16 protein-coding genes are annotated in these 23,118 nt (G+C 66.0%); 15 read left to right on the plus strand and 1 reads right to left on the minus strand.

Going from position 1 to position 23,118, the window contains the following annotated elements; translation table 11 throughout:
* The first annotated feature begins 79 nt into the window (after window positions 1–79).
* The 9 genes from Q7L73_RS03460 to Q7L73_RS03500 all read left to right on the plus strand — a co-directional run bounded on the left by Q7L73_RS03460 (window position 80) and on the right by Q7L73_RS03500 (window position 10,428).
* The gene (locus Q7L73_RS03460) at window positions 80–901 is read left to right on the plus strand and encodes a transketolase (RefSeq protein ID WP_304686339.1); all 822 of its coding nucleotides are present in this window, start codon (window positions 80–82) and stop codon (window positions 899–901) included.
* Window positions 898–1,824, plus strand: a complete 927-nt coding sequence (locus tag Q7L73_RS03465) for a transketolase family protein (RefSeq protein WP_304686344.1) — start codon at window positions 898–900, stop codon at window positions 1,822–1,824. Before Q7L73_RS03460 ends, Q7L73_RS03465 begins: the two co-directional genes overlap by 4 nt.
* A gap of 17 nt (window positions 1,825–1,841) precedes the next feature.
* Window positions 1,842–2,558, plus strand: coding sequence for a glycosyltransferase (locus Q7L73_RS03470; RefSeq protein WP_304686350.1), 717 nt, complete (start codon window positions 1,842–1,844; stop codon window positions 2,556–2,558).
* Window positions 2,555–3,763, plus strand: a complete 1,209-nt coding sequence (locus tag Q7L73_RS03475; RefSeq protein ID WP_304686354.1) for a DUF4915 domain-containing protein — start codon at window positions 2,555–2,557, stop codon at window positions 3,761–3,763. The genes Q7L73_RS03470 and Q7L73_RS03475 overlap by 4 nt, the downstream gene beginning before the upstream one ends.
* On the plus strand, window positions 3,760–4,722 hold the full coding sequence (locus Q7L73_RS03480) for a sulfotransferase (protein WP_304686359.1): 963 nt from the start codon (window positions 3,760–3,762) through the stop codon (window positions 4,720–4,722). Before Q7L73_RS03475 ends, Q7L73_RS03480 begins: the two co-directional genes overlap by 4 nt.
* Window positions 4,698–5,633, plus strand: a complete 936-nt coding sequence (locus Q7L73_RS03485) for an NAD(P)-dependent oxidoreductase (RefSeq protein ID WP_304686364.1) — start codon at window positions 4,698–4,700, stop codon at window positions 5,631–5,633. The genes Q7L73_RS03480 and Q7L73_RS03485 overlap by 25 nt, the downstream gene beginning before the upstream one ends.
* Window positions 5,634–5,658: 25 nt before the next feature.
* Window positions 5,659–6,702, plus strand: a complete 1,044-nt coding sequence (locus Q7L73_RS03490; RefSeq protein WP_304686371.1) for a hypothetical protein — start codon at window positions 5,659–5,661, stop codon at window positions 6,700–6,702.
* Window positions 6,703–6,757: 55 nt separating this feature from the next.
* Window positions 6,758–9,334 (plus strand): hypothetical protein, encoded by a 2,577-nt coding sequence (locus tag Q7L73_RS03495; protein ID WP_304686378.1) that lies wholly within the window; start codon window positions 6,758–6,760, stop codon window positions 9,332–9,334.
* A gap of 251 nt (window positions 9,335–9,585) precedes the next feature.
* Entirely contained in the window at window positions 9,586–10,428 is an 843-nt protein-coding gene (locus tag Q7L73_RS03500; protein ID WP_304686381.1) for a hypothetical protein, read from the plus strand.
* Between the two features lie 82 nt (window positions 10,429–10,510).
* Here Q7L73_RS03500 and Q7L73_RS03505 read toward each other — a convergent pair whose 3' ends face one another.
* Window positions 10,511–11,281 carry a hypothetical protein gene (locus Q7L73_RS03505; RefSeq protein WP_304686389.1) on the minus strand — a complete coding sequence of 257 codons (771 nt, stop codon included), beginning with the start codon at window positions 11,279–11,281 and terminating at the stop codon, window positions 10,511–10,513.
* Window positions 11,282–13,462: 2,181 nt separating this feature from the next.
* On the opposite strand from Q7L73_RS03505, the gene Q7L73_RS03510 reads away from it, so the two are divergent.
* The 6 genes from Q7L73_RS03510 (at window position 13,463) to Q7L73_RS03535 (ending at window position 23,109) form a co-directional block, all read left to right on the plus strand.
* Window positions 13,463–15,634, plus strand: a complete 2,172-nt coding sequence (locus Q7L73_RS03510; protein WP_304715480.1) for a hypothetical protein — start codon at window positions 13,463–13,465, stop codon at window positions 15,632–15,634.
* Window positions 15,627–18,443 carry a hypothetical protein gene (locus Q7L73_RS03515; protein ID WP_304686400.1) on the plus strand — a complete coding sequence of 939 codons (2,817 nt, stop codon included), beginning with the start codon at window positions 15,627–15,629 and terminating at the stop codon, window positions 18,441–18,443. Before Q7L73_RS03510 ends, Q7L73_RS03515 begins: the two co-directional genes overlap by 8 nt.
* Before the next feature lie 183 nt (window positions 18,444–18,626).
* Window positions 18,627–19,841, plus strand: coding sequence for an ROK family transcriptional regulator (locus tag Q7L73_RS03520; RefSeq protein WP_304686405.1), 1,215 nt, complete (start codon window positions 18,627–18,629; stop codon window positions 19,839–19,841).
* A 26-nt stretch (window positions 19,842–19,867) separates the two neighbouring features.
* Window positions 19,868–21,007: a sugar ABC transporter substrate-binding protein gene (locus tag Q7L73_RS03525; RefSeq protein WP_304686408.1), complete on the plus strand. Its 1,140-nt coding sequence runs from the start codon at window positions 19,868–19,870 to the stop codon at window positions 21,005–21,007.
* 30 nt (window positions 21,008–21,037) lie between these two features.
* Window positions 21,038–21,880, plus strand: coding sequence for an ATP-binding cassette domain-containing protein (locus Q7L73_RS03530; RefSeq protein ID WP_370552345.1), 843 nt, complete (start codon window positions 21,038–21,040; stop codon window positions 21,878–21,880).
* Window positions 21,877–23,109, plus strand: coding sequence for a sugar ABC transporter permease (locus Q7L73_RS03535; protein WP_304686421.1), 1,233 nt, complete (start codon window positions 21,877–21,879; stop codon window positions 23,107–23,109). The genes Q7L73_RS03530 and Q7L73_RS03535 overlap by 4 nt, the downstream gene beginning before the upstream one ends.
* The last annotated feature ends 9 nt before the right edge of the window (window positions 23,110–23,118 follow it).

Raw genomic sequence — 23,118 nt, forward strand, 5'->3', positions numbered from 1 at the left:
GGATGTTGATTTACATTTTTAAACTCCAGCGACCTCCTTGATTCTGGTAGTTTCGGTTGCGAACCACGGGGGAATTCTGATGACCGAGCAGACCCTCGCCGGGCTGATCCGGCGACTAATCATCGACGAGTCGATGCGGGCGCACGTCGGCCACATCGGCTCGGCTTTGTCGATTGCCGACATACTTGCGGCGCTGTACGGGGGTGTACTGCGATCCGCTTCGTCTCACGATCCTGAGCGCGATCGGCTCGTGCTCTCCAAAGGGCATGCGGCGCTCGCCCTCTACGCGGCGCTCGCCGCGAGCAGCAGACTCGATCGAGCGCTGCTGTCGACCTACTGCGGTGAGGGCTCTCAGCTCGGCGCGCATCCGGAGCACGTGCTCCCGGGCGTCGACTTCTCGACCGGCTCGCTCGGTCAGGGCCTCTCGATCGGCGCCGGCAGCGCGCTCGCGGCGCGCATGCAGGGCTCGGACCGCCAGGTCTACGTGCTGATGAGCGATGCCGAGTGCAACGAGGGGTCGGTCTGGGAGGCGGCCATGTTCGCCGCCCACCACCGGCTCGGGAACCTCGTCGCAATCATCGACGTCAACGGCCAGCAGGCGTTCGGCTACACGCGCGACGTGCTCGAGCCAACGCCGCTGGCAGAGCGCTGGGCGGCGTTCGGCTGGAACGTCAGCGAGGTCGACGGACACGACGTCGAAGGGCTGCAGCAGTCGCTCGTTGCGGCGGATGCGCGCGATCCGCGGCCGCGCCTGCTGGCGGCGCGCACGACATTCGGGAAGGGCGTCTCGTTCATGGAGAACGAGATCGCGTGGCACTACTGGCCGCTGGACGCGCTGCAGTATGAGCGGGCCTGCGCCGAGCTCGCCGCCGCCGACCGAGCCTTGGTGCCGGCACGATGAGGAGTGCGTTCGCCGCCGGGCTCGTCGAGGTGGCCGCCGCCGACGAGCGGATCATCCTGCTCACCGCCGACCTCGGCTACACGGTGCTCGAGCCGTTCGCCGAGCGCTTCCCCGACCGCTTCATGAACGTCGGGGTCGCCGAGCAGAACATGGTCGGGATGGCGACCGGGCTCGCCGAGGCCGGCTACACGCCGTACGTCTACTCGATCGCGACGTTCGCGTCGATGCGCGGCTACGAGTTCATCCGCAACGGGCCGGTGCTGCATCAGCTGCCGGTGCGCGTCGTCGGCGTCGGCGGCGGGCTCGACTACGGGCACAACGGCCTCACCCACTACGCGGTCGAGGACGTCGCGTTGATGCGGACGCAGCCCGATCTGACGATCGTCGCACCGGCCGACCCGGATCAGGTCCGCACCGCCGTGCCGGTGCTGCAGCAGCTGAACGGCCCGGTCTACCTGCGGCTCGGCAAGGAGTCGGCGAGCGTCCCCGGCCTGATGGGGCGGTTCCGGCTCGGTGGCGTCGAGGCGATCGGCGACGGGCGCGACGTGGTCTTTGTGACGCTCGGCGGCGCCGCGGCGCAGGCGGTCGAGGCGGCAACGTTGCTGTCTGAGCGCGGCGTCGAGGCGAGCGTGGCGGTCGTCTCCAGCCTCAACCCGTCGCCGAGCGACGACCTCGCCGTGCTGCTTGGCGAGACTGAGCTCGCGATCAGCGTCGAGGCGCACTACGTCGCCGGCGGCGTCGGCTCGTTCGCCGCGGAGACGATCGCGGAGCGGCGGCTCGCCTGCCGGCTGGTGCGCGCGGGGCTGCGGGAGACGCCGGTCGGCGAGACCGGCAGCCGCGACCATCTCTACGCCCGTCACGGCCTCATGCCCGAGCAGCTCGCAGCAGCAGCGCTGCAGCAGTTCGAGCTCGCGGGTCGCTGAGCCGGAGACGAGCTGGGATGTCCGCCGCAGTCGATCGCTCGATCGAGATCTCGGTCGTGATGCCGGTCCACAACCAGGCCGATCACATCCTCCCGGTGCTGGCCGGGCACATCGAGGCGCTGACCAACCTCGGCCGCCGCTTCGAGCTGGTGCTGGTCCCGAACGCCTGCCGTGACGAGACGCGCGAGCTCTGCCGCGCGCTCGCGGCCGACGACCAGCGCGTCCGCGTCGTCGAGCTCGACGCCGGCGGCTGGGGCCGCGCGGTGCGCGCGGGGCTTCACGCCTCGGAGGGCGAGCTGCTCTGTTACACGAACAGCGCCCGCACGACGCCGGAGATGCTCGTGCTGATGCTCGCCTACGCGATCGCCTATCCGCGCGTTGCGCTGAAGGCGAACCGCAAGATACGCGACAGCTGGTGCCGCCGGCTCGGATCGGTGCTCTACAACCTCGAGTGCCGCGCGCTGTTCCATCTGCCGACCTGGGACGTCAACGGGACGCCGAAGGTCTTCCCGCGCGCGTTCGAGCGGCTGCTGCAATTGGAGCGCGACGACGACCTGATCGACGTCGAGCTGCTGTGGCGCTGCCGCGAGCAGGGCTACCCGCTGCTGGAGGTGCCGATCGCGCAGACGTTCCGCCACGGCGGCAAATCGACGACGCGCTACGGCTCGGCGATGCGGATGTATGTCGGCGCCTACCGGATGCGCGCCGCGTCGCGGGCGGGGGCGCGACCGTGACGATCTCGCCGCCCGCGGCCGAGCTCGCCTCGCTGTGGAGCCGTCATCACGCCCGCTGGCGCGACGGGGCGCAGGTCGCGTCGCAGTGGAGCGAGGCTGCCGAGACCGATCCGAAGCTGCTGCGGTCGAGGACGAGCGGGCCGTGGTGGGAGCTGCTCGACCAGCTCGGGATCACGCTGCTGGTCACGCGCGAGTACGAGCACCTCGCGATGGCGTTGAGCGTCGACGACGGACAGCCCGCCGCGTCGTTTATGCGGCTCCCACATCCGTCGGGTCTGGTCGCCGACCGCGAGCGCGGGGTCGTCCACGTCGCCAGCACGCGCAACCCCAACCAGCTGTTCACGTTCGCGCCCGTCGAGCGGACGCTCGCGCGCGCCGACATGCCGCCGCCGGCGCTGGAGCGGCGCCCGCTGGTGCCGGTCGGGACCCGCTTTTACCCGGGCGCGCTGTACATGCACGACCTGGCGCTGATCGGCGGCGAGCTGCACGCCAACGCGGTCGGGCAGAACGCGGTCGTGCGGCTGGGCGAGCACGGCGCGACACGCGTCTGGTGGCCGCGCGCGGTCGAGGACGAGGACGGCGTGCCCGACTGCTCGCTCAACTACCTGCAGGTCAACTCGATTGCGGCCGGGGAGACGCTCGCAAGCTCCTGCTTCAGCGCCTCCTCGGCGCACGTCTCGGCGCGCCGGCCGGGGCACCGCAACTACCCCGTCGACGGCCGCGGCGTGATCTTCGACGGCGCCACCCGTGAGCCGCTCGCGAGCGGGCTGACGCGGCCGCACTCGGCGCGCTTCGATGCCGGTGAGCTGTGGGTCGACAACAGCGGCTACGGCGAGGTCGGGCCGGTCGCCGGCGGCGCCTTCGAGCCGCGCGCCCGCCTCGGCTCGTGGACCCGCGGGCTCGTCTTCTGCGGCGACGTCGCCTTCGTCGGCGTCTCGCGCGTGATCCCGCGCTACCGCCAGTACGCGCCCGGGCTGGAGGTCGAGCGCAGCGTCTGCGGCGTCGTCGCGCTGCAGCGCGACAGCGGCGCCGAGCTGGCGCGGCTGACGTGGCCGTACGGCAACCAGATCTTCGCGCTCGACTGGCTCCCACGCATGACCTCGGGCGGCTTCCCGTTCGCTGCCGGCCGTCGCGTGTCGTCCGACTCCAAGCACCTCTTTTACAGCTTCCTGCCATCAACTCACGAGGAGTTCCAGCACACATGAGTGACGAGTTCCGCCTGCTGATGCTCGGCGCGATGTACGAGAACGGCGGCAACACGACGCACCGGCTGCTCGACGGCCATCCGCAGCTGCACGTCTACCCGTTCGAGTCCCAGCTCGGCACGCGGCTCGTCGAGGACCAGCTCGGCTCGGTCTTCCCGCTGAAGTACCGCTGGCCGACGTTCGACCTCGCGGCGACGCCCGAGCAGGACTACCGGGCGATCGTCGACGAGGAGGGGAAGGTGCGCGCCCGCACGCCGCACGTCAGCAAGTTCCGCGGTTATCCCTTCGACCTCGACGACGACGATCGAATGGCGCGCTACGCCGAGATCGTGCGCGCGAGCGGGCGCTCGCGCGGCGGCAACGTGATGGCGTTCTTCGAGTCGACCTTCGCCGCCTGGAAGGACTGCAGACGCAGCGGTCGTGAATCGGTCTACGTCGGCTACAGCCCGATCCTCGTCGTCGACGCCGACAAGGTGCTCGACGATCTGCCGCAGGCGCACTTCCTGCACGTCGTGCGCAACCCCTGGTCGGCCTACGCGGACACGAAGAAGCGACCGGTGCCGCTGTCGCTCGACGGCTACATGCTCGGTTGGACGCTCAACCAGCACTACGCGCTGCTGCACGCCGAGCGCTACCCGGAGCGGATGCACGTGCTGCGCACCGAGGACATCATGGCCGACCCGGAGAGAACGCTCGGCGACCTCTGCGAGCGGATCGGGCTGGAGCGTTCGCCGACGCTGGCGCAGCCGAGCTGGAACGGCGGCGGGCTCGACCAGGTCTATCCGTGGGGGACGATCCGCACGCCGACGCCGGAGGCGAACCTGGCGACCGCGCTCGAGCTGTCGCCGGAAGAGCGCGCGGATGTGCGCGAGCACGCTTGGCAGTACCTGGAGGTGTTCGGCTACGACGCCTTCCTCGACCAGCTGGAGGAGCGGTGGCCACGCGCCGTGTCCTCGTGACGGGGGCGGCGGGCTTCGTCGGCGCGGTGCTGGCGCGCCGGCTGCTCGCCGACGGTCACCGCGTGACGCTCGCCGTCCGCCCTGGCGGCGACCACTGGCGCCTGCAGGGTCTCGATGGCGACGCCGAGCTGATCGCGCTCGACCTGCGCGACGCGGCCGCTGTCACGCAGGAGGTCGCGGCGGTACGGCCCGACTGGGTCTTCTCGCTCGCAGCCCACGGCGCCTACTCGTGGCAGTCGGACCTCGCCACGATGGCCGACGTCAACATCAAGGGGACCGCGAACCTGGTCGCCGCGGCGGTCGACGCCGGCGCCGTCGTCGTCCACGCCGGCTCGTCGTCCGAGTACGGCTACGTCGACCACGCGCCGCGCGAGCACGAGCTGCCGCATCCCAACAGCGCGTACGCGGTGACGAAGTGCGCCGCGACGCTTCACTGCGGCTGGGTTGCGCGCGAGCGCGACGCCGGCGTCACGGTGCTGCGACTCTACTCCGCCTACGGGCCGTGGGAGGAGCCGAGACGACTCATGCCGACGCTGCTGGCCGCCTGTGCGCGCGGCGAGCTGCCGCCGCTGACCGACCCGACGACCGCGCGCGACTTCGTCTACGTCGAGGACGTCGCCGACGCCTTCGTGCGCGCGGCCTCGCGCGCGCGGCCGGGAGAGGGCGCGGTCTACAACGTCGGCAGCGGCGTGCAGACCTCGCTCGGCGAGCTGGTCGGCGTCGCGCGCGAGCTGTTCGACGTCGCCGCCACCCCCGCCTGGGGCGGCTACGGCAGCCGCAGCTGGGACACCTCGACGTGGGTCTCCGATCCCTCACTCGCGCGCGAGCGGCTTGGCTGGTCGGCGTCGACGTCGCTGAGAGAGGGGTTGCGGCGGATGGCGGAGGCGGATCGCGCCGGTGCAGCCACGTGAAGGCTTCAAGACGGGGAGGAACACCATGCGCATCGCCTCGATCATCCGCCCGGAGTCGGGCAACGCCAACTACCGCGCCCGCTTCCCGCTCGTCGCGTTGCAGTCGCGCGGCCATGAGCATCAGCTGTTCGACGCCCATCGCCTGCCGCACTTGAACGAGTTCGCGCGCTTCGACGTCGTCCACTTCTGCCGACTGTGGGAGGAGCCGTTCCAGCTGCTCGCGCGAGCGCTGCGCGACGCGGGCGTCGGCGTGACCTGGGACTGCGACGACTACCTCCCGGCGATACCGAAGGAGACGTCGAGCTACAGAATCGTGGGGGGACCGCGAGCGCTGCAGGTCGCCAGAGACATGCAGGTGATGATGGATCTGGCGCACATCGTGACAACCCCGAGCCCCGGCCTGTTGGAGCGGTTCGCCGACAGCGCCGACGACGTCCGCCTGATCGAGAACTACATCGCCCCGCCGATGGTGAGAACGAGGCGGCCGCAGCGCTTCAACGACTATCTGCACGTCGGCTGGGTCGCCGGCAACGAGCATCGCGCCGATGTCGAGCCGCTGCGCTTGAGAGCGCTGGTCGAGCGGCTGCTGGAGTTCTATCCCCGCGTCGAGTTCGTCTCGCTCGGCCTCGGACTCGGGATCAGACACGCGCGCTACGTCCACCTGCCCGGGACCGACGTGCTGGAGCTGACGAGATTCACCGGTCAGCTCGACATCGCGATCGCGCCACTGGACGACACCGAGTTCAACCAGGGACGCTCGAACGTGAAGGTGAAGGAGTACGCCGCCGGCGGCGCCGCGTGGCTCGCCTCGGACGTCGCGCCCTATCGCGGGCTCGGTACGGCGGAGGGCGGGAAGGTGATCGCCAACGATCGCTGGGAGCGAGAGATCACCGCGCTGATCGGCGACACCGCCCGCCGCAGAGCGCTTGCTGCGAACGCCTTCACGTGGGGCGCCCGCCAGAACATCATGCTCCACCTGCACGAGTGGGAGGAGGCGTTCGGCGACGCCGTTGCGCGAGGGGCTGCAGGTGACGGCAACACGGCTTCCCGACTCGAACGGTCGGTCTGAGCCGACGAGAACTTCATGGCGTGCGGATAACACCGAAAAGGAGCGGCTCGAGAGCATGACCACGATTCAGGGACCTGCCACTGCGCATGCTAACCCGCCGCGGCGGACGCGTGCTCGCATCGTCGCCGACGCGCCCGTGATCCGCTACTTCGTCGCGCATCCTGACCTGTCAGCCGCTCTGCTGATCGCGCTGCTTGTCATCGTCTATCTGTGGCCGGTGCTGATCGGCGAGAAGATCTTGTCGCCGATAGGTCTGATGTACGGCTTCACCCCATGGCAATCGTATGCACCATCAGATCTCGGCAACTACTACAACCCGCTCCTGAGCGACATTCCGATGGCCGTATACCCGTGGCGGTGGTACGCCCGTCAGGCGCTCCACGATGGGACCCTGCCGCTTTGGAACACCCAGATCTTCGGTGGGATCCCATTCTTCTCCAACCCGCAGAACGGGCTGTTCACGCCGTTCAACTGGCTGCTGTGGACGCTGCCGCTCAACTACGCGCTTGGACTCTCCGCAGCACTTAAGCTGTGGGCTGGTGGGTTTGGAACGTACTTGCTCGCACGTCAGCTGAGACTCGGGTTCCTTCCGGGGTTGCTCGGCGGCGTCGCATTCGCCTTCTGCGCGTTCAACATCACCTGGCTGACCCACGAGACCTTGCCCGCCGTCGCAGTGTTGCTGCCGTGGATGCTCTGGCTCATCGAGCGGATCTATGCGAGCGGGCGGTTGAGCACGACGCTCTGGCTCGCCGTCGCGACTGCTGTTGGGCTCGGCGGAGGCCATCCTGGCATGCAGGTTCACCTCATGGCGATCGCAGGGCTCTACGCGATCGTTCGCATCTGGCTGGTGCCTGACCTCGAGCGCGGGACGCGGCTGCGTCGGCTGGTGTTCGTAGGAGGCGGGCTCTTGCTCGGAGCGATGCTGATGGCGGTGATGCTGATCCCAGAGACGCTCTCGAGCAACGGAACCATCGGCACGAAGGCACGGGCTGGAGGCAATGGGACGTTGCCCGGCACGGTGATGCCGTTCGACGCAATCAAGACGACGGTCTTCCCCGACTGGTGGGGTCGGCCCAGCAGAGTTGAACTCGGCGGGTCGGCAACCAGCGCAGGCGGTGTCGTCAACTACAACGAGCGGACCTTCTACGGTGGTGTCGTCGCGCTCCTGTTCGCACTGGTTGCGTTGGTCTCTCGCAGGAACTGGCGTGCCAAAGGGGCGTTCGTGCTGCTCGCGTTCATCGGGCTGGCAGTCCCGCTGCACCTGCCTGTCCTGTGGGACTTCGTCACCAACGTGCCGCCGTTCGACCTCGTCCAGAACCAGCGCATGCATTTTGTCTACGCGTTCGCTGTCGCGATCTTGGCCGCGTTTGGACTTCACGAGCTGACCGCTCGGCCGGCGGACGAGCGCTGGCGGCTCGCGGTTCCCGGTGTCGCGCTGCTGTTCGGCTTCATCGCGATGTTCACGATCGGAGCGAACGGCTCGGAGTTCAGAGACCTCTGGAAGCATTTCGCGACCGGCACCGACTTCGCGGTCAGAGAGGTCCTTGCACTCACGAGCGTCACGTGGTTCCTGCTGCTCTCACTCGGCGTTGGCATCGCGCTGCTGCTCGCGATCCGCCGGCCGCGCTGGCGCTATGGGATCGCGGTTGCCGTTGTGCTGCTCGCGGCGATCGACGCGCTGCACTTTGCCAACGGCTATCAGCCGATGGCGAGTGCCGACAAGGCGATCCCTCCGACTACGCCGGCAATCGACTACCTGAAGCGGCACGCGCGAGAAGGTCGGATAGTGGGACTCGGCGGGGCCTTGCCACAGGATTGGACGATGACCTACGGACTTTCCGATGTCCGCGGATACGATCCCCCAAATCCAACGCAACGTTTCTACGACCTTTGGCTGATCGCCAACCCAGGACAGATCGATTGGACTCCGTTCGGGGTCGGGAATCTGGAGCCTGAAGGGCTCCAGGTGCTGAGCATGCTCGGGACGCGCTACCTGATTGCCGATCCGGGGCTCAGATTGGACAGAAGCGTCAGAAGAGACCCGGTGCTCGGTGCCTTGAGCGTCGTCTACGCTGGCAGTGATGCAACGATCCTTTCGAACGTCGGTGCTGTCCCTCGAGCACGAGTAGCTTCAAGGGTCGACATCGCTGAGGACCAGGAGACAGTTCGCAACCTGATCGCTCGCCCTGACTTTTCACCCACAGCGACGGCGTTGATCGAGCGCGGGAAAGACGACGCAACCGCTCTCGCTGGAAAGCCACCTGTACACGGGACTGTCGCGATCACCGATGAGCGGAACAGCAGCGTGGCGCTGGATGTGCGGCTGGACCGCAGAGGGCTCGTAGTCCTCAATGACAATCTCACTGAGGGATGGACTGTGAAGGTCGACGGTGTGTCGGCGGAACCAATCCAAGTTGACAACCTGATGCGCGGTGTCGTCGTCGAGGAGGGACACCACAAGATTGTCTGGAGTTACGCGATGCCGGGACTGAAGACCAGTGCGGTCATTACGTTGATAAGTCTGTGCTTGATCACGGGAGGGTTCGCGGCAACCATGGGGCGCCAGCGGCGAGCGACGTCTTCACTCCACGATCGCTTCGCGGGTGGCGAGGCCGCGAGCAGGGAGGAGTGAGCGTGCGCCTTCCATGGCGAAGCGGGCAAGAAGCCCAGCCGGCGAACGGGCGACGTCTGAAGATCGCCTACTACGCCGATCCGACGATACCCAATGGCTGGTATCGCGCAGTCGGGCCAATGACTGCTCTGAGACGTCGCGGCCACGACGTCCGCCAGATCGCACCCTCCATGGAGCTTCGAACTCTCCGACTTGATCGGCTTCGAGGGTGCGACGCGGTTCTTGTTCACCGGCAGCACGATGATGTCGCCATGCGCGTCGTCGAGTACGTCTCGCAAACGGGCCTTCCAATGGTCTTTGACAACGACGACGACTTCGGTGCATTGCCGCCGGGAAGTGCAGGAGCGCGCAATTATGGAGGTTTGCGAGGCAAACGCCGCTTGGAGGCGATCCGCGCGATGGCGCTCGCGGCGGACGTCGTGACGGCCCCGAGCCGCGCTCTTGTGGAGAGATTTGAGGCGTACGGGGTTCACCGTGCGGCGCTGCTTGAGAATTACGTCGCCGACGAAACGGTCTTCCTTCGCCGTGGTCAGCGCCCGGGGCAGCTGGTGATTGGTTGGATCGCGGGCAAGGAGCATCATCTCGACGCCGATGCGCTGCCGATCGCCCCGACGCTCGAGCGGATCCTCAGAGTGCACGAGCATGTCGAACTGCGGACGATCGGCTTGAGATTGCCGATCAAACATGACCGGTACCTACATGTCGACGGAATTCCGTTTGCCCGACTTCCGGCTGCGCTGGCGGGATGGGACCTCGGCATGGCTCCGTTGGCGGACATACCGTTCAGCCGTGCTCGCTCCAACATCAAGCTGAAGGAATACGCGATCCTGGGGATCCCGTGGCTCGCATCGTCTGTCGGCGAGTACGTCGGCCTCGGCGCACGCGAAGGCGGACGGATGGTCGCGGATGGCGATTGGTTCGAAGCGCTGAATTGGCTGATCACCCACGATGCGCACCGACGTCGGTTGGCGCGCAGAGCGGCGAAGTGGGGCGCCGGACAGACCATCAATCAACACGCCTATCGGTGGGAGAAGCTGTTACACGAGCTTGTCGGGGCACGCACTGCAGATCCAGTCGATGTTACGCTGGCATGATCGGAGGTGCCACCAGCAAAGCTGGGTGGCACCTCCGAACCGACTGCTGAAGCTGGACGACGTCCAGCAAAATGTCGGAGACCTAGAGGCCGCCGATAGCGACGTTGTTGTCGACGACGATCTCGTTGTTACCGCTAGCAGAGGGAAGCTTCAGCTTCAGGTTCACAATCGAGTTGATCAGGCCAAGGCCGATGCCGCAGCCAGATGCACCCGGAATCGAGAACGAGTTGTCAACATTGCGCCCACCGTTGACAAGGACGTAGTTCGGGTTGGTGAAGTCGAACGTTCCTGGTCTCCCGGAGATCGGTCTGTTCGGCGCCGGCGGGCTGGTCGTGCCGACGATCAGATCGAGATTGACCGGCGACGAAGTCGAACCGATGGAGCAGCCCGGTCCGATGATGGGATTCGTCAGTGCGAGCTTGACGGGAACTCTCACCTCGAAAGTGCCAGGGTTAATTTGAATTCTCGAGGGAATCCCGGCGAGCTGCGCGGTCGCTGTGACGGCGTTGCCGGGGATCGGGAAGTCGATGCCGAGGAGTCCTCCCGGGACTTGGATCGGCTTGGCGAAGATCCCGGTGGAGCCGGTCGGCGGCACAAAGCGGAAGCCAGACGGCTGGGTTCCGTCTATTGCAAGCGTGCCGCGAATACCGAACGACGAACCGATCGGAACTCTGAAGCCCTTGATCGTCATGCTGCCGTCGAACGACGCGATATCGATACAGGCGAAGACGTTCGGGGTGGATCTGATGCAGCCGGAGAAGTCCGGGAACGCCGCCGAAGCGCTACCGCCGACAACGGTAGACGCGAGGCAGCTTCCAACTGCGAGCGCGACGAGACGACTACGCATCCTCATGGATGTTCTCTCCTCTCACTTCGGCCACCACGGCCGAAGATATGGACAAGACGAGCGCGCACCGCACATCCCCCAACAGTGCGAGTGGACCAGCAGCGGTAGAACTGATCGCAGCGGAACACGACGGCACCTGGAGTAGGTGCGACGAGCGCCGTGCGAAACACTAGAAAGAAGTAGTAGTGCTTGTCAAGTGCGAGCGGGTTTGCGTGAGGTTCTGGACGCTACCGCGGACGCCTAGCGGTACTGCCTCCAGCATCGAAATGTCTCGTAGTGGACTTCGTATTGAGAGCAGAGAGTTCTATGTCACGCTTCGCTCATCACGCATGTATCGCCATTGCGGGGTCGGTGTTGTTGCTGGTTGGCTGTTTGCAACGCTCGCATCAACACGAGGTCTACTGTCGCAGCCGCTGTAGGCGATTCATTACTCGTTATATGCGGCGGGACCGGCGGGTGTAGTGAAACCGGCGTTTGCAGGCAGGTGAATGTCAATATGAGATTGAGTTCTACCGGGACGGCTACTGTCCCGTTGGGAGTGCTGGCCGTATGGCGCGCAAGCGCGACGTGCGCGTGCTGCATCGAACTGACCGGCCAGGCAATCCTGGCGGATGTCTTGCGGTGATGACGGGTCGTCAGGGGGTCTCACGGCTCTGGCGGACTCAGAACGGCTAAGACATGAATATGCCGGCGCGGGCGCGACTGCGGTGCAATAGCATCGCTGTTGCATTCTTATAAACAGAGTGATATAATAAACAAAACCGGTGCAATGTCGGGGAAAGGGGGAATCGAGCACCGGTCTGATCGGGTATCAACATTCTCTAGGAGGAAAGCATTCCATGTCACGCATGGTGCGTAACACATGTATCGCGATTGCCGGGTTGGTGCTGTTGCTGCTTGGTTCAAGCAGCGCGTTCGCAGCAACGCTCAGTATTAACACGACGGCGACGACTGCGGCGAGCACGGGGGATACGTCGCTCTTTATAAATAGAGCGGACGGTACTCGTGGAACGACCGTTTGCAGACAATTCAATATTGCTGCAAGAATAAGCTCCAGCGGAGCGGTTACGATCCCGCTCGGAAGCGTTGCATTCAATACTTGTACGACGAACGGAATCTCGACAACGATCACTCAAACGTCGGCCTGGACGGGCGTGATTACCGCACTACTAGCGAGTGGCAGAATAACCGGTGTGCTACTCAGAATTACTGTTCCGACGAGTGGTATTACCTTTGCGGTCCCGGGTGTGTGCACGTTTACACTCGGCGGTACGGCGTCGGGTCTAACGACCGTCACCTCGACAGCCCCGCCGACACTAGTCTCGGTGAGCAGCTTGTCGTTCGACGGAGTTACGGCGGGCGGGCTAGACGTGCTAGGTCTTACAATTAACACCGCGTCGACGAGCCCAAATTGCGGAGCGATCGGCATCTCCGCTGGCTTGAGAGGCGGTTTCGTTGGGACGTTCAGATTCACGCCTGCTGTCACTGGAACACTAGTTTAGTCCGGTGCCTGACGCCGGTGCTGGGCCACTGGCCTAATACGTTAATCTAGGCCCATAGTCGTGAGCGGGGGCGCTGCTGAGTGGCCTCCGCTCGCGATTGCTCGGCGACGAGACAGGAGGATTTGGTGTGCCCCCGTCTGTCGGTCGGTGATAGGAGGCCATCGATGCCATCGTCGCGGGATGCATTTCTGAACATCTGTCAGCGTTGACTGGCGATCGAAGCTTGGATGGCCTCGCTCTGCTTCGACGTCGGAGGGACTGTCGCGACGCTGTCACATCGGCAACGCAACTCGTCGATGGTCCGTAAGAGAGTGACACCGCCTTTGTTCCCTGGCGGCGCGTTCGAGCTTGGCATCTGCCGGTCATGCTCCGACAGTCTCGACCAGCACCGCGTAAATACTAGAGAAGCAACAACTGCTGAAGAATCCGTAGTAGGACTAGCCGGGACGTGCGGCGATGGGGAAAGCAGTCAGAGGCAGGCGGCATCCGGTAGAGGGCGCGCCTCCGGAGACGGCCAGTGGTTGACATCGCAAACGCACCTGTTTATAGTGCGGATGTGGTGTAGAGAAGAGGTGGGTTGGTGGACCGGAAGTTTGGTTGCCCCCTGGGTGTAGAGGTTGAGAGGGAGAGAGAGTTGTCGCTACTGTCTAACGACCGCTGGCGCCGACGGCGTCGTGCGGTTGCGGTGTTCGTCGCCGCTGGAATGGTGTTAACGGTCGCAGCCGCGCCGGCGCTTGCCGACTCCTCGGTATGGCGATATGAGATGGTGAGTCCTCTTGCGAAGAACGGAGTGGGAGTTTTCGCGAGCCACTCGCCGAACTACGGCATTGGCGGCATTTCGAACGGCGGGTTCCAGCTCACGCCGGACGGGAATGCGCTCCTGTTCACCGCTGCTGGCGCTCTCCCCGGTGCGGAGGGGGGGCCGGCGTTTACTCGCTATGTCGGACGGCGAATGTCCAGCGACTGGGACATAACGTCAGTTGATCCACCGACGAAGACTGACACCACCTTCTTGCGGACTCAAATGACGTTCGCACTGTCGGACGATGGAGTGCGTGCGGTCGTCTTCAGCAACGAAGCCCTTGCGCCGGGGGCAGTTGACGCAGGGCAAAACGTGTACATTCGCGACCTGGTTTCTGGTTCTTATGAGCTGGTTGGGACAGGGCTGGGAAACTGGAGCGACATCGGAGCTGACATCAGCCTGGCCGCAGTGACACACGACCTGGGAAGCCTCTTCTTTAGTTCTTCGTCCGAATGGCGTGCGAGCAGTGGTTTGGGCGAGATGACTGTGCAGCCTGCCGGCGAGCCCCATCCAATCAACGCGCATCTGACGAGCACGCTCGTCCCTACTGTCACACCGGACGGGAGTGCGAAGCTGTTGACTCCGAACGACAGCTTCGGAACGTATGCATCGGGAATCTATTTGGTGAGAGACGGAGCGACACCCGTACAAGTGACTGCGTCGCAGCGAGCTGGGGACGATCCGGCGCAGCGGCAGCCGGCCTACTTCATCGGTGCGAGCGGCGATCTGTCGACGGTGTTCTTCTTCAGTCCAGTGCCGCTGACGGACGATTCCGACACTGGTGATCCCGGTGCCCCAGATGACACGCTTTACCGTTACGACGCAAGAACCGGGAGACTTACAGATCTCCTCGCGAACGTGAGACCGGGCGAACGCGTGTTGTCAGCAGTGCTCGGACGGGTCTCAGCCGACGGATCGACGCTCTTCTTCCAGGCACAAGGGGCCTTTGCTCCCGGAGCGCCTGCTGGAACCAGAAACCTCTATGTCGTGCGAGACGGCGAACTCCGCTTCGTCGCCGATCTTGGCAACGCAACGGATCTCAATCCCGGATCGAATCAGATCAGCCCCGATGGTCGGTACTTCACGCTTCAGGCATCGGCCAACCTCACGGCGTACGACAGCTCCGGCCCCGGGTGTGCCACGGCGTCGAACCCGCTCTGTTCGCAAATCTTCGTCTACGACACCGTGGAAAGAACCATGTCGTGTGCGTCATGCGACCCTGACGGCTCACCACCAAAGGGCTACGCGCTTTTCCGCCCGAGCCAGGTTCCAGGCCTGCGCCACCTGTCGAACGTGCTCACGGACGACGGCAAGGTGGCATTCGAATCGTCTGACGCACTCGTACCGGCTGATGTCAACGGCCGCCGCGACGTGTACACGTGGCAAGCCGGAAGATTGGAGCTCATCAGCACCGGTCGTGGCGACTCAGACACGCTGTTCGAGGACATGAGCGCCGACGGCTCGACGATCGCGCTCGCGACGCGCCAGCAACTGGTCGGGCGTGACACCGATCAGCTCGTTGACGCTTATGTCGCACGAATCGGAGGTGGCCTTCCCTCGCAGGGTGCGTCGGCTCCTCGGCCGCCGGTTTGTAGAGGCGCAGACTGCCAGGGATTTCCGACAGCACCACCGACCTTGGTGAGATCCGGATCGGAGGATCTGAGCGGGACCGGGCAAGCGTCGGGCGGTACACAACCGAAGCCATCGTCGATCGCTATAGGGTCGAAGACGATGAGAGGTGGCAGTGCGACGGTGAGGGTGGCGCTCTCTGGGGCCGGGGTGCTCGAGGTGAGTGGAAGGGGCGTTGCGACCGCGAGCGTACGAGCTGCAGGGCGGGGTGTCGTTGCGGTACGTCTCGCGCTCAGATCGGCGGCTCGGCGAACCCTCCGCAGTACAGGAAGATTGAGCGTCAGGCTCGACCTTCGCTTTACGCCTCGAACCGGAAAGAAATCGCATGCCACAACCCGCCTGAATTTCAGAAGCACACAAAGGAGAAGGGGCCACGGTAGGACGCAGGCGAACGCCGGCAGTCGAGGAACCGCTAGCCATGGGTGAGGAAGAGATGGATCGCAAACGTCACAACTACAGCGAGCGAGGCAGCGGCTGTCTCGGCTCGTGGCCCTTGGATCGGTTTGGGATGGTCGCCGTCGTTGTCCTGATGTTTGTCGTTGTCATGGGAGCATTGAACGCCCGCCCGCCGTCGGCGGATGCGGCGCTCAGAATCAGATCGTTCGGCGGCGCGGCCACGTCTGCCGACGGGAGACGGTTAACACAAGCGGGCGCCCACCCAGACGTTACAACGACAATCGAGTTTGAGACGAGACAGACAGAGATCTTCCCTGGTTTCGAGACGCCGCAAGCGACGGAGTCAGCTAAGAGCATCCTTATCGATCTTCCGCCAGGCCTCGTTGGTGCACCGGCGTTGTTCGACCAGTGCAGTGAGGAGCAGCTGACCGGTGGCGTTCAGGCTATCTCCACGATCTGTCCGGTTGGCTCGCAAGTTGGAGTACTCACGCCATCTGGCATCTATGGCTCGATGGGTGCGTTCCCCCTTTACAACATGGAGCCGCCGACGGGACGACCGGGTATGTTCGCGGCGAACATCATAGGAGCGGTCGTCAAGATCATTCCTGGGGTGCGTGCCGACGGCGGATATCGCATCGCCGCTGACGTTGGCGATACATCGCAAGGACTCAATCTCTCAGCCGTCACCGTCACGCTCTGGGGTGTTCCGGCGGATCCGTCGCATGACGCTGAGCGGACCGGAACGTTGCCGCCGCAGTCGGCCCGCGTGCCGCTGATGACGAACCCCACACGATGCACTGGTGCGGCCGTCGTGACGAGAATGCGGGCGGATTCTTGGGAGACACCAGGAGTTTTCGACACGGCCAGCTTCGACAGGGACTTCGACGGCGAGCCGACAATCGTCACCGGCTGCGACAAGCTTGCCTTCGACCCGCTGATGACAGCCCAGCCTTCCGCGCGCAAGAGTCGCGCGCCGACGGGTCTCGACGTCACGCTCGAGGTACCGCAGAGTCAGAACCCCGATGGATTCGCAACGGCGCATTTGAAGAGCGCGGAGCTGACACTGCCCGACGGGATGCGCGTCAATCCAGCCCAGGCGGGCGGACTGGGAGCTTGCACTTCGGACGAGATCGCACTCGGTAGCGATAACGATTCGACGTGTCCCGAGAACTCGAAGATAGGCTCGATATCGCTGCATACGCCGCTGATCGAGGACACGCTCACGGGCGATGTCTTCCTCGCGAAGCAGAGAGACAACAAGTTTGGATCGCTGATCGCGCTGTACATCGTGGCGCGAGGACCAGGCCTGCTCGTCAAGTTGCCCGGCAACGTGACGCTCGACCCCGTCACAGGGCGGGTGCACGTTTTGTTCGATGACAACCCGGAGATCCCGTTCGACACGCTCAAGGTCAGTCTCAACACCGGTCCGCGAGCGCCGCTGTCGCTGCCGAAGACATGTGGGACGGCGACGACCACAGCGGTCCTGACGCCTTGGAGCGGGACTGCGCCCGTCACATTGACGTCTTCGTTCCAGGTCTCGTATGACGGCAATGGTGCGCCTTGCCCCGCCGAGCCTTTTGCTCCGACATTCAACGCGGGAATGGCCAATCCGGTCGGCGGAGCGGATTCGGTCTTCACGCTCGGAGTCGCGCGCACTGATCAAGACGCGGAGCTGGGTGGCGTATCGGTCAACATGCCGAGAGGCCTGCTGGCGCGGATCGCCAGCGTCAGCCTCTGCAGCGACGGCCAGGCGGCTGCCGGCACGTGCGGTGACGACTCGAAGATCGGCAACGTCACGACGGCTGCGGGCGCGGGCTCCAACCCGTTCTCGCTGCCGGGCCGGGTGTACATCACCGGCCCGTACAAGGGAGCGCCGTTCGGGCTCTCGATCGTCGTGCCGGCGGTCGCCGGTCCGTTCGACCTCGGCACCGTGGTCGTGCGGGCGGCGATCTTCGTCGATCGCACCACGGCGGAGCTGAGAATCGTCTCCGATCCGCTGCCGTCGATCCTCGAGGGCATTCCGCTGCAGATCCGTCTCGTCGAGGTGAAGGTCGACCGGCCCGGCTTCACGTTCAACCCGACCAACTGCTCGGCGTCGAGAGTCGGCGGGCAGATCAGCTCCCTTCAGGGCGCGATCGCGAACGTCGCCAGCCGCTTCCAGGTCGGCAACTGCTCGGCGCTTCCCTTCACGCCGAAGATGACGCTGAAGGTCGGCGCCAAGGGCAAGCTGACGGCCGGGAGACGGACGCCGCTCGACGTCACGATCCAGATGTCGAGAGCGCAGGCGAACCAGAGATCGGTGCAGGTGACGCTGCCGCTCGCGATCAACGCCCGGCTTGACGTCGTCAACAAGAGAAGAGCCTGCACGCTCGAGCAGTTCAGAGCGGACAGATGCCCGATGTCCGTCGGCAACGCCTCGGTGGTGACGCCGCTGCTCCGCGACCCGCTCAAGGGTCCGGCGTACTTCGTCTACACGCCGGCGCGGAGACTGCCGGATCTCGTCATCCGTCTCAGAGGGCAGGTCGACTTCGACCTCGTCGGCAAGGTCACGCTCGACGGCCTGAAGCTGCGGACGACCTTCGACACGGTGCCGGACGTGCCGTTCTCGAAGTTCCGGCTGACGCTCGCCTCGGGCGACAGAAACGGTCCGGTCGGGCTGACGAGAAACGCCTGTCTGCCGGCGACGAGAAGAGCGCTGAAGGCGGACGTGGCGTTCATCGCGCAGAACGGCAAGAGACTGTCGCAGTCGAAGACGATCAGCGTCAGCGGCTGTGGCAAGGCAACCGCCAGAGGCAGAAGCAGAAGAAGCAGCAGATCGAGAAGAGCGGCGAAGAAGTAGAAGCCGCTCGGCTGTCATCGACGTAGGACCGCACGGGGCGGCATCGCGAGATGCCGTCCCGTCGTCGTTCAGGCGGGGCCTCAAACCTCGCTTGTCCGCTCTCCGGCAGAACTATGTGTGTGTTTCGTGAAGGTTCTGCCTGAGTCTTGACATACCGCCTGGGAGTCAGGTTAGATCGCTCTCATGAGGAGAGAGCCCAGCGGATCGCTGGCGTCGTTGCGCGACCGCAATCGCAGGCTGGTCGTCGACGAGCTGCGGCGTGCCGGACTGATCAGCCGTGCCGAGCTGGCGCGGCGCACCGGCCTCTCCCGCTCGACCGTCTCGACGCTGATCGCCGACATGCAGGCGCAGGGCCTCGTCGCCGAGCGCGAGGTCGACGGCGCCGGGCCGCAGGGCGGTCGGCCGCCGGTCCTGCTCAGCCTCGAGCGGGCCGCCGGGGTCGCGCTCGGGATCGACTTCGGCAAGCGCCACGTGCGTGTGATCGTCTCCGACCTCGCGCACACCGTGCTCGCCGATCTCGAGCGGCCGATGGAGACCGAGCAGTCGGCCCAAGAGGGCTTCGACGCCGCGGTCGAGCTGGCCGGTCAGGCGCTCGCCGAGGCTGGCGTCGCACAAACCGACATCATCGGCGCGGGCATGGGCGTGCCGGGGCCGATCGACGTCGCGACCGGCGAGGTCGGCTCTTCGGCGATCCTGCCCGGCTGGGTCGGGGTCCGTCCCGAGGAGGTCGTCGCGCGTCAGCTGGGGATCCCGGTCAAGGCCGAGAACGACGCCAACCTCGGCGCGCTCGCCGAGCTGACCTGGGGCGCCGGCCGCGGCAGCGACGACTTCGTCTACATCAAGGTCTCCAGCGGCATCGGCGGCGGGCTCGTGCTCGGCGGCCAGCTCTACACCGGCTCCGGCGGCATCGCCGGCGAGCTGGGCCACTCGATGGTCGACGAGCACGGCCCGGTCTGCCGCTGCGGCAACCGCGGCTGCCTGGAGACGATCGCCTCGACCCGCCAGATCGTCGACCTGCTGCGTCCCGCGCGCGGCGCCGACATCACGATCGAACAGGTCATCGCGCACGCGCGCGAGGGCGACCGCGCCTCACGCCGTGTCATAGGCGACGCCGCGCGGGCGATCGGCGTGGTCATCGCACAGGTTTGCAATGTCTTGAATCCGGCCAAGGTCGTCGTCGGCGGCGACCTCAGCGCCGCCGGCGACGTGCTCCTCGACCCCTTGCGCGACGAGGTGACCCGCCACGCGGTCCCAGCGGCCGGAGGCAACGTCGAGATCGTTCCCGGGGTGCTGGGGCGCCGCGCCGAGGTGCTCGGCGCGGCGGCCCTGGTGTTGCGGGACGTCGACGGCTTCGCGCTTCATCCCCCCAAGGACGTACAGCAGAAGCAAGTCGGGTAATCCCACCCACAGGAGGAGTCAGACGCATGGACAAGAGGTACGTTCGCATCCTCGCCGTCGCGGCCTCCGCCGCGATCAGCATGGGGACGCTCGCCGCCTGCGGCAGCGATGACGACAGCAACACGACGAGCACCGCCAGCGGTGGGGCGGCGTCGACCACCGGCGGTGGCGGCAGCACGAGCGGCAAGATCGCGCTGCTCCTGCCGGAGAACAAGACGGCTCGTTACGAGTCGCAGGATCGTCCGCTGTTCGAGGCGCAGATCAGAAGACTCTGCCCCGACTGCGAGGTCATCTACTCCAACGCGGAGCAGGACGCCTCCCAGCAGCAGCAGCAGGCCGAGGCCGCGATCACCAACGGCGCGAGAGTGCTCGTGCTCGACCCGGTCGACGGCAGAGCCGCCGCCGCGATCGCGACCCGCGCCAAGCAGTCGAACATCGGCGTGATCGCCTACGACCGCGCGATCGAGAACGCCGACGTCGACTACTACATCTCGTTCGACAACGCGAGAGTCGGCGAGCTGCAGGCGCAGGCGCTCGTCGACAAGCTCAGAAGAGACGGCAGAACCGGCGACATCGTGATGATCAACGGCGCGCCGACCGATCCCAACGCCGCCCTCTTCAAGAGAGGCGCCCACAGCGTCTTCGACACCGCCGAGGGGATCAGAATCGGCAAGGAGTACGACACGCCGGACTGGTCGCCGGACAGAGCGCAGACGGAGATGGAGCAGGCGATCACCGCGCTCGGCAGAAACAACTTCGTCGGCGTCTACGCCGCCAACGACGGCACCGCCGGCGGCGCGATCGCAGCAATGAGATCGAACGGCATCGACCCGGCGACCCGCCCGACGACCGGCCAGGACGCCGAGCTCGCCGGCATCCAGCGGATCGTCGCCGGACAGCAGTACATGACGATCTACAAGGCGATCAAGCCGGAGGCCGAGGACGCCGCCCAGCTCGCCGTCGACCTGCTCAACGGCAGAGACAGCTCGATCGTCAACCAGAGAGTCAACAACGGCATGAAGGACGTGCCGTCGGTGATCCTCGACCCGGTCCCCGTGACCGCCGAGAACATCAGAGACACCGTGGTCAGAGACGGCTTCTGGACCGTCCAGCAGATCTGCACGTCGGCCTACGCGTCGGCCTGCAGAAGACTCGGCCTGCAGTAACGACGAGGAGAGAGACGCAGCGATGAATGGATGCCTGACATGACAGCAACCGCCACATCGACACCCCTGCTCGAGCTGCGAGGCGTCAGCAAGAGCTTCGGAGCGGTGCAGGCGCTCTCCGGCGTGGACTTCGACGTCCACGCGGGTGAGGTCGTCGGCCTCGTCGGCGACAACGGCGCCGGCAAGTCGACGCTCGTGAAAGTCATGTCGGGCATCCACGTGCCCGACGGCGGCGCCTACCTGTTCGAAGGGCAGGAGCGCCACGTCTCGGGCCCGAACGATCCTGCCGGCTTCGGCGTCGCGACCGTCTACCAGGACCTCGCCCTGTGCGACAACCTCGACGTCGTCGCCAACCTCTTCATCGGCCGGGAGATCGTCTCCAGAGGCCCCGCCGGGCTCGTCCGCGAGCTCGACGAGCCGGAGATGGAGAAGCGCTCGGCCGACCTGCTGAAGACGTTCTCGATCAACATCCCGTCGGTCCGCTCCGAGGTCGGCACGATGTCCGGCGGCCAGCGGCAGTCGATCGCGATCGCCCGCGCGCTCGTCGGCGACGCGAAGGTCGTGCTGCTGGACGAGCCGACCGCCGCGCTCGGCGTCGCGCAGACGGCGCAGGTGCTGGCGCTCGTCAGACGCCTGCGCGAGAGAGGCCTCGGCGTCGTGATCATCTCCCACAACCTCGCCGACGTGTTCGAGGTCTGCGACCGCGTCTTCGTGATGCGGCTCGGCAGACGCTCCGGCGTCTACGACGTCGCCGACACGACGCCGGAGGAGATCGTCGGCGCGATCACCGGCGGCCAGGGAACCGTCAGAACGCGCGCCGCCGAGGCTGCGCGCGGGGCGGACGCCGCCGCCAGCCAGGAGGGATCCGCATGAGCGCCACCGCCACCACCGACACCGCGCCGACGCCTGCGGGCGGCGACGCTCCCGCCGGGAACGGCAGCCGCTTCGGCTTCATGCAGAGATTCACCCAGGGCGAGCTCGGCTCGGTCCAGGTGATCCTCGCGCTGATCGTGATCTGGACCGTCTTCACGATCGCCAACGACCGCTTCCTGACGTCGACCAACCTCGTCAACCTGGCGCTGCAGATCGCCGGCATCGGCCTCATCTCGGTCGGCATCGTGCTGGTCCTGCTGCTCGGCGAGATCGACCTCTCGGTCGGCATCGTCTCCGGCCTCTGCTCGGCGATCATGGCCGTGCTCAACGTCCAGCACGGCTGGAACCCGTACCTGGCGATCGCCGCCGCGCTCGTCGCCGGCTGCGCGATCGGGATCTTCCAGGGGACCGTCGTGACCGCCTTCGGGATCCCCTCGTTCGTCGTCACGCTCGCCGGCCTGATCGGCTGGCAGGGCGTCCAGCTGTGGGTCCTCGGCGACACCGGCACGGTCAACCTGACCGACCCGAAGATCGTCGGCCTCGCCGGCACCTTCTACAGAGGCGCGACCGCCTGGATCCTCGGCGCGATCGTCGTCGGCCTGTTCGCGCTCGCCTGTCTCAACGCCCGCCGGCGGCGGGTCAGAGCCGGCGTTCCGGCCGCCTCGCCGGCGCTCGTCGCCGCGCGTGTGATCGGCGTCGCGATCGTCGTCTTCGGCGTCATCTACGTGCTGACGCAGGACCGCGGCGTCCCGCTCGCGATCCTGATCCTCGTCGGCTTCTGCGTGCTGTTCGACTACATCGTCCGGCGCACGAAGTTCGGCCGCTACGTGCTCGCGCTCGGCGGCAACGAGGAGGCGGCGCGGCGCGCCGGCATCCGCATCAAGCAGATCCGCGTGCTGGTCTTCATGATCGCCGGGCTGATGGCGGCCTGCGGCGGCATCGTGCTCGCCTCGCGCCTGCTCGCGGTCAACCAGGGCTCCGGCGGCAGCGACCTGCTGCTGCTCGCGATCGCCGGCCCGGTGATCGCCGGCACCTCGCTGTTCGGCGGCCGCGGCACGGTCTGGTCCGCCCTCCTCGGCGCGCTCGTGATCGGCTCGATCTCGAACGGCATGGACCTGCTCGCGTTCCCCTCCTCGACCAAGAACATGGTCACCGGCGCGGTCCTGCTCGCGGCGGTCGTCGTCGACGCGCTCGCGCGGCAGCGACGGAGAGCGGCCGGGCGGTTGTGACACGCAATT

It is taken from the genome of Conexibacter sp. CPCC 205762 (genome assembly GCF_030646155.1).
Taxonomy (GTDB): domain Bacteria; phylum Actinomycetota; class Thermoleophilia; order Solirubrobacterales; family Solirubrobacteraceae; genus Conexibacter.

Bases quoted from the DNA above. Each gene is read 5' to 3' on its own strand.
- Q7L73_RS03470 (WP_304686350.1), top strand. From the start codon at position 1,842: ATGTCCGCCGCAGTCGATCGCTCGATCGAGATCTCGGTCGTGATGCCG.
- Q7L73_RS03460 (WP_304686339.1), top strand. From the start codon at position 80: ATGACCGAGCAGACCCTCGCCGGGCTGATCCGGCGACTAATCATCGAC.
- Q7L73_RS03490 (WP_304686371.1), top strand. From the start codon at position 5,659: ATGCGCATCGCCTCGATCATCCGCCCGGAGTCGGGCAACGCCAACTAC.
- Q7L73_RS03520 (WP_304686405.1), top strand. From the start codon at position 18,627: ATGAGGAGAGAGCCCAGCGGATCGCTGGCGTCGTTGCGCGACCGCAAT.
- Q7L73_RS03515 (WP_304686400.1), top strand. From the start codon at position 15,627: ATGGGTGAGGAAGAGATGGATCGCAAACGTCACAACTACAGCGAGCGA.
- Q7L73_RS03495 (WP_304686378.1), top strand. From the start codon at position 6,758: ATGACCACGATTCAGGGACCTGCCACTGCGCATGCTAACCCGCCGCGG.
- Q7L73_RS03525 (WP_304686408.1), top strand. From the start codon at position 19,868: ATGGACAAGAGGTACGTTCGCATCCTCGCCGTCGCGGCCTCCGCCGCG.
- Q7L73_RS03465 (WP_304686344.1), top strand. From the start codon at position 898: ATGAGGAGTGCGTTCGCCGCCGGGCTCGTCGAGGTGGCCGCCGCCGAC.
- Q7L73_RS03505 (WP_304686389.1), bottom strand. From the start codon at position 11,281: ATGAGGATGCGTAGTCGTCTCGTCGCGCTCGCAGTTGGAAGCTGCCTC.
- Q7L73_RS03480 (WP_304686359.1), top strand. From the start codon at position 3,760: ATGAGTGACGAGTTCCGCCTGCTGATGCTCGGCGCGATGTACGAGAAC.
- Q7L73_RS03535 (WP_304686421.1), top strand. From the start codon at position 21,877: ATGAGCGCCACCGCCACCACCGACACCGCGCCGACGCCTGCGGGCGGC.
- Q7L73_RS03530 (WP_370552345.1), top strand. From the start codon at position 21,038: ATGCCTGACATGACAGCAACCGCCACATCGACACCCCTGCTCGAGCTG.
- Q7L73_RS03500 (WP_304686381.1), top strand. From the start codon at position 9,586: ATGCGCGTCGTCGAGTACGTCTCGCAAACGGGCCTTCCAATGGTCTTT.